This is a genomic window from Bordetella tumbae, assembly GCF_965139195.1.
Lineage (GTDB): Bacteria > Pseudomonadota > Gammaproteobacteria > Burkholderiales > Burkholderiaceae_B > Bordetella_A > Bordetella_A tumbae.
Map to the genome: position 1 here is coordinate 1 of NZ_CBCSJH010000074.1, position 6,634 is coordinate 6,634.

The window sequence follows — 6,634 nt, forward strand, 5'->3', positions numbered from 1 at the left end:
GGCGATGGCGGCATTGGATCGGTTGTTGGCGGGACCGGTGGATCAAGTGGTGTTTGTGAAGACGACGCAAGCCTCGGCGGCTCGCAGCCTGGGCATTAGCGAGAGGGTCTCGATCACGGCGGCATCGAATGCGCCGAGAGTAGTGATGCAGACGCCTCAAGAAAAACTTTCTTCTGGACTGCCTGATTCTTCCGCCGAAAGCGTCGACTTGCTATCGGCATAACGCGATTTCTTTTCACTGGTTGAAGAACCCTCCTGCATCTATTTGGCTTAAGAGGAATACGTATTATGTCGGCAGCAGTACAGGACATGTTGAAGGTGGCAAAGGCACAACGTGGTCTTGAGCAGAACCTGAGTCGCCTGTTGTATGCGCTGTTGGCGCAGCAGGATTGGCTTTCGGTAGCCGCAGGGCTGGCACCGCGCTATGTGCGCTGGCACGAGGCAGGCCTGCGGATGTTGCGGGAGCAGGGCGCGATCCAGGATGTGGCGCAGCTGGATTGGGGGACCTCATGGTCACAGTGGCAGATCTATCGAGAACAGGCTCGCGGCGATGCTGTGGTGGCGGCGCAGTTGCGCTTGCTCGATGCGGTGCTGCCGGCATTACCGGCGATTTTGCGGGGAGAGCGCGCGGCGACCGACGTGTTGTTTCCGCAAGGGCAATTGAGTCTGGTAGAAGGCGTCTATCGTGATCATCCAGTGGCGGACTATTTCAACGACGTGCTGGGTGAGCGGCTGGACACGTATGTGCGCGCCCGCCTGAGGCACGACCCACGGGCGAGGCTGAGGATCGTGGAGATTGGGGCAGGCACCGGGGGGACCAGTGCGGGGTTGTTCNCGCAACTGGCANCTTANGCNGAGCACATTGAGGAGTATTGCTACACGGACGTATCGCCAGCGTTTCTGCTACATGCACGGGAGCGCTACGCCGCACAAGCACCGTATCTGCAAACCAAGCGCCTGGACATCGAGCATTCGCCCGTGGCTCAGGGGTTCGTGCTGGGCCATTACGATGTTGTGGTGGCGGCGAATGTGCTGCACGCGACGCGGGATATCAGAAGCACCTTGCGGCATGTAAAAACGCTACTCAAAGGCAATGGGTTGCTGCTGCTCAATGAGTTGAGTGAGGCGAGCCTGTTCTTGCACCTGACCTTTGGATTACTGGAGGGTTGGTGGCTGGCCGAGGACGAGGCGGTACGTATACCTGGGACGCCGGCCTTGAGTCCACAGGGGTGGTACGAGGTGTTGACGGCGGAAGGATTTGGCGCGATCGAAGCGCCCGCGCAAGCTGCCCATGAGTTGGGCCAGCAGATCATTCTGGCTACTAGCGACGGTCTGGTACAGGTCCAGAGCGAGACGAGAGCGCCGAAGGCGGAACTCCGTGTATCGCTGCCTTCGCCCGCGGCACTGCCGGCGCGAGAAGAGGAGCCGGAGCAGGACACCATTGCCGGCGGTACGTTCTCTGAAGAGCTTGAGCGTGTGTTGACGGGATTGATCTCAACGCATCTGCAGATCGCTCGCGAAGAGCTTGAAAAAGATGCGTCGCTGAGCGAGTTCGGTTTCGATTCGATCACGCTGACCTCATTTGGCAATGTGTTGAACCAGCGGTATGGGCTGACGCTGAGTCCAACGGTATTCTTTGAGGCGCCGACGATTGCAGCGTTGACGGCGTATCTGGTGCGTGAGCACGGAGACGTTTTGGCGCCGGCGTTTGTGACAACGTCTCAAGTTGCAAAGCCGGAGCGATCTACTGAGGACATCGAACCGATCACCTCACTCGCATCGGTTGGCCGGCGGCTAGGCCGCCGNCCGCTTGCGGTGCCGGGCGGGCTGTCTGGGCCATCATCGGTCAGACCGGAGCCGATTGCGGTGATCGGCATGAGCGGCTGCTTCCCAGAGGCTCCCGACATCGAGACGTTGTGGGCCAACTTACAGGCGGGACGCGACTGCATCGGAGAGCTGCCGTCGAGTCGCTGGAGCGGCCGTGCGGCGCCGGCGGTGCGCCGAGCCGGCGTGATCGAGGGCGTGGAGGAGTTTGATCCACTGTTCTTCGGGATCTCGCCGCGCGAAGCGCAGGGCATGGACCCGCAGCAGCGGCTGCTGATGACGTATGTGTACCGAGCGTTGGAAGACGCCGGCTATTCGGTGCAAAGCCTGTCGGGCAGTTCGACGGCATTGTTGGTGGGCACAGGCACGAGCGGCTATGGCCAGATGCTGACGTTGGCCGGCGAGGAAGTGACGGGGTCGAGCGCCGCCGGGGTGGTGGGCTCGATGGGGCCGAACCGGATGAGCTATTGGTTGAACTGGCACGGTCCGAGCGAGCCGGTGGAGACGGCGTGTTCGTCGTCGCTGGTGGCGGTGCATCGGGCGATAGTGTTGTTGCGCAGCGGCCAATGCGGGCTGGCGGTGGTGGGAGGCGTGAACACGCTGCTGTCGCCGGAGGCGCACGAGAGCTTTACGCAAGCGGGGATGCTGAGTGCGGATGGGAGATGCAAGGCCTTCTCGGCGCAGGCCAATGGCTATGTGCGCGGCGAAGGCGTGGGGATGCTGGTGCTCAAGCCGCTGTCAGCAGCGCAGCGCGATGGGGACCACATCTACGGGCTGATACTGGGCAGTGCGCAAAATCACGGTGGTCGGGCGAACTCGTTGACGGCACCGAACCCGGTGGCGCAGGCGCAATTGGTGGAGTCGGCGTTCCGGGATGCTGGGGTTGATCCACGTACGGTGGGATACATCGAAGCGCATGGGACAGGGACATCGCTGGGCGATCCGGTGGAGGTGCAGGGCCTGAAGCGGGCGTTCCGGGCGTTGGCCGGTGCCGGTGAACTGGCGGCCGGGAGCATTGGGCTGGGGACGATCAAGAGCAATATCGGTCATCTGGAGTTGGCCGCGGGTGTGGCAGGGTTGATCAAGGTGTTGCTGCAGATGCGGCACAAGCGTTTGGTCAAGAGCCTGCATGCGGAGCCGTTGAATCCGCGTATTGATCTGTCGGACAGTCCGTTCTACGTGGTGAGCGAGGAGCGGGTTTGGGAAGCGCCGGTTGATGAGACAGGTCGAGAGTTGCCGCGGCGCGCGGGGGTGAGTTCCTTCGGCTTTGGCGGAGTGAATGCNCANGTGGTGTTGGAGGAGTATGAGGCGCCGAATTTAGTTGAGCCGAAGGGACAGTCTGCAGCGGCGCAAGTTTCAGTGATGCAGGCCCCTGTGGTGCATGATCCGATGATGCGTACGCCGATGGTGGTGGTGTTATCGGCGCGCACGGACGAGCAGCTTCGGGCGCAGGCGGTGCAGTTGCGGGAGTACCTGGAGCGGCGCGAGGTGAATCTGGCGTCGTTGGCCTATACGCTGCAGGTTGGACGTGAGGCGCTGGGTATGCGTCTCGCGTTAGTGGTGACCTCAGTGGAGGAACTTACGCGCAAACTGTTGGCCTTCGAGCAGGACGAAACGAGCTTGGAGGATGTGTATCAGGGCGAGATCAAGCGTGGGCCCGAGGCGTTGTCAGCCTTCGCTGCTGATGAAGATTTGCGGGAGGTAATAGACAAGTGGCTGGCACGCGGCAAGGTGAGCAAGCTGGCCGAGTTGTGGGTGCAGGGCTTGGCGGTGGATTGGTCTGCGTTGTATGGCGCATCGCGGCCATCGCGGGTGAGCCTACCGACGTATCCGTTTGCAAAGGAGCGCTATTGGGTGCCCGAGAGCGGGTCAACAGCACGGACTGCACATATCGCTGGCGGGCTGGCCATCTCGGGGTGCGAGGTGGTACTGCACCCGTTGGTGCAACGTAATACGTCGGACTTGAGCGAACAGCGTTACAGCACGTGGCTGACGGGCGAGGAATTTGTCTTGCGCGATCACATCGTGCTGGGTCAGCGAGTGGTGCCGGGCGTGGCCCAGCTGGAGTGGGCGCGAGCCGCAGTGAGTTTGGCATTGGGCGGGGCAGCACCGATTCGCTTGGAACAAGTGAGCTGGGTACGTCGCCTGGCGGTCGCCGAGCCGCTGGAGGTGCATATCGGCCTGGAGGTAGAGGACGGCCGAATCGGCTACGAGATTTATAGCGGCGAAGGCGAATCGGTGCAGGTCTACAGCCAAGGGTGGGCGGTGGTCTCGGCGCCGGGCGACGCGCCAACCGTCGATCTGGCGGGGCTGCAGGCGCAGTGCGGACGCACGCTCGGCAGCGCGGATTGTTATGCGCGGTTTGCCGCGATGGGCTTGCACCAGGGGCCCAGCTTCCAATCGTTGACGCAACTGCAGATAGGCGAGAATTTGGCTGTCGGGTCGTTGCAGTGGCCGGCACCTGCGCCCGCTGATGACGATCCCGCTTATGGTTTGCCGCCCAGCTTGTTGGACGGCGCGTTGCAGACCAGTCTAGGTCTGATGCCAGAGGACTCAGGGCCGACGGTACCGTTCGCGGTGCAGTCGGTGGAGCAGTGGTCGCCGGTGCCGGTGCCCGCGTATGCGGTGGTGCGCCCGGCGGTGGGCGACAGCGCGGCGGTGCGCAAGTTGCAGGTGGAAATCGTTGACCCGCAAGGGCGCGTGGCGGTTCGGCTGAGCGGCTTCAGCAGCCGGGCGGTGGAGCGGGCCGCGCCGGCGCAGACGGTGCTGTTGACGCCGCAGTGGACCGCCCGGCCGCTGCCGGTTCGGGTGCCGAAACTGGAGCGAGTGTCGGCCTATGCGCGGCACTGGGTGCTCTGGTGCGATGACGTCGCGGGTGTCGAGGCCGACACGCTGCTCGAGGCGGAGCTGGCGCCGGCTCAGTGCGTGCGACTGAGTGGGACCGGCGCCGGTACTCTGGCACACCGCTACGGTGTCTATGCGAGGCAGGTGCTGGCTCAGCTCAAGCGAATCGTGTCGGTAGCACCGTCCCAGCCGACGTTGGTTCAACTGGTAGTGCCGGGGGGCGGGGAAGGGGCGGTGCTGCAAGGCTTGGGCGGAATGCTGCGCAGTGCGGCGCAAGAGTATCCGATGTTGACCATGCAAGTGGTAGTGGCCGATGCGGCAGCAGACCTCGCCGCGNGGNGGNGCGCGGAAGCGTCGCAGCCGGCAGCGGTGGTGCGTCACGGGTCCGCGGGCCGCGACGTGTTGGAGTGGGTTGAGCAGGAGCCGGCCAATTTATCGTTACCCTGGCGCGACGGCGGCGTGTACTGGATCACTGGCGGGATGGGAGGTCTGGGCCGGGTGTTTGCGCAAGCGATCGCGAAGCAGGTGCGCGAGCCGGTGTTGGTGCTCAGCGGCCGCCGTGCGTTGGATCCCTCGCAGGAGGCCTGGTTGCAGAGCTTGCGTGCACAGGGTGCTCGTGTGGAGTATCGATCGGTGGCCGTCGATGATGAGGCGGCGATGGCGGCGCTGTCGCGGTCGATCGTGGCAGAGCACGGTCAGTTAAATGGGGTGATCCACACGGCGGGAGTGTTGCGCGACAGTTTGCTGGCGAACAAGACCGAGGCGGATCTGGGCACGGTGTTGCAGCCGAAGGTAGCTGGTGTGGTGGCGTTGGACGAGGCGACGCGAGAGTTGGCACTGGACTGGCTGGTGCTGTGTTCGTCGGTGGCGAGCGTCTGGGGCAATGTGGGGCAAGTCGATTATGCGGCGGGCAACGGATTCCTGGATGCGTATGCAGCGTACCGCCAGGGGCTGGTGGCTCAGGGGCTGCGCCGGGGGCAGACGGTCTCGGTGAGTTGGCCGCTGTGGGCCTCGGGAGGTATGCAGGTCGATGTAGCTGGTCAGGAGCGGATGCGGCGGTTGACGGGGATGGAGCCCTTGTCTGATGAGGCAGGGATCGCGGCGCTTGTGCACGCAATGTCTGTGACGTTGGGCGCTTCGCGTGTGCAGGCGTTGTCCATGGAGTCGGGCGCATCGCATGTGCAGGGAATGCCGGTGGCGTTGCGTGCATCGCATGTGCAGGAGATGTCTGCGGTATCACACGCCTCGCATGTGTTGGTGTTGCATGGGGATCGGACACGCGTGCTGGTCAGCGTGCAGGCGGCCTATGAGGCGAAGGCAGTGTCGACGCAGTTAAGTGCCGTGCCGGTACAGACGGAGAGCGGTGACGAGATTCGGGCCGAGACGGAGATGACGCCTTCGGGCGACGCCTTCGGGGGGCAGTTGGAGCGGGCGCTGACGGGTTTGATGGCGACGCACCTGAAGATGGCGCGTGAACGCTTGGAACGTGATGCGCCGCTGAGTGAGTTCGGGTTCGACTCGATCACGCTGACGTCGTTTGGCAATGTGTTGAACCAGCGATATGGGCTGACGCTGAGCCCGACGGTGTTCTTCGAGGCCCCGACGATTGCGGCGTTGACGGCGTATCTGGTGCGTGAGCATGGCGACGTTTTGGCGCCGGCGTTTGCTGTGACGCCTGCGCCGCAGCAGAACGCCCACCAAGGCATGCACGCGAAGCGTTCGGCCGAGGGAGGCGAACCGATCAGCTCGCTTGGCCGGCGCCGAAGCCGCCGGCCGCTTGTGATGCCGGGCGCGCAGATTGCGGCGGGTTCACTGCGACCGGAACCGATTGCGGTGATCGGCATGAGCGGTTGCTTTCCAGAGGCTCCCGACATCGAGACATTGTGGGCCAACTTACAGGCGGGACGCGACTGCATCGGAGAGCTGCCGTCGAGTCGCTGGAGCGGCCGTGCGGCGCCGGCGGTGC

5 protein-coding genes and 1 pseudogene are annotated in these 6,634 nt (G+C 63.8%); all 6 read left to right on the forward strand.

Going from position 1 to position 6,634, the window contains the following annotated elements; all coding sequences use genetic code 11:
• A partial coding sequence (locus tag ACNA0J_RS29470; protein ID WP_415822569.1) for a hypothetical protein occupies window positions 1-223 on the forward strand: 223 nt, incomplete at its 5' end.
• Between the two features lie 65 nt (window positions 224-288).
• A partial coding sequence (locus ACNA0J_RS29475; protein ID WP_415822570.1) for a hypothetical protein occupies window positions 289-834 on the forward strand: 546 nt, incomplete at its 3' end.
• Window positions 835-855: 21 nt separating this feature from the next.
• Window positions 856-1,805 (forward strand): annotated as a pseudogene (locus ACNA0J_RS29480) (phosphopantetheine-binding protein); the annotation flags it as partial.
• Between the two features lie 61 nt (window positions 1,806-1,866).
• The coding region (locus tag ACNA0J_RS29485; RefSeq protein WP_415822574.1) for a beta-ketoacyl synthase N-terminal-like domain-containing protein at window positions 1,867-3,107 on the forward strand (1,241 nt) is incomplete at its 3' end.
• 4 nt (window positions 3,108-3,111) lie between these two features.
• On the forward strand, window positions 3,112-5,007 hold a 1,896-nt coding region (locus ACNA0J_RS29490; protein WP_415822572.1), incomplete at its 3' end, for a polyketide synthase dehydratase domain-containing protein.
• 120 nt (window positions 5,008-5,127) lie between these two features.
• The coding region (locus ACNA0J_RS29495) for an SDR family NAD(P)-dependent oxidoreductase (protein WP_415822575.1) at window positions 5,128-6,634 on the forward strand (1,507 nt) is incomplete at its 3' end.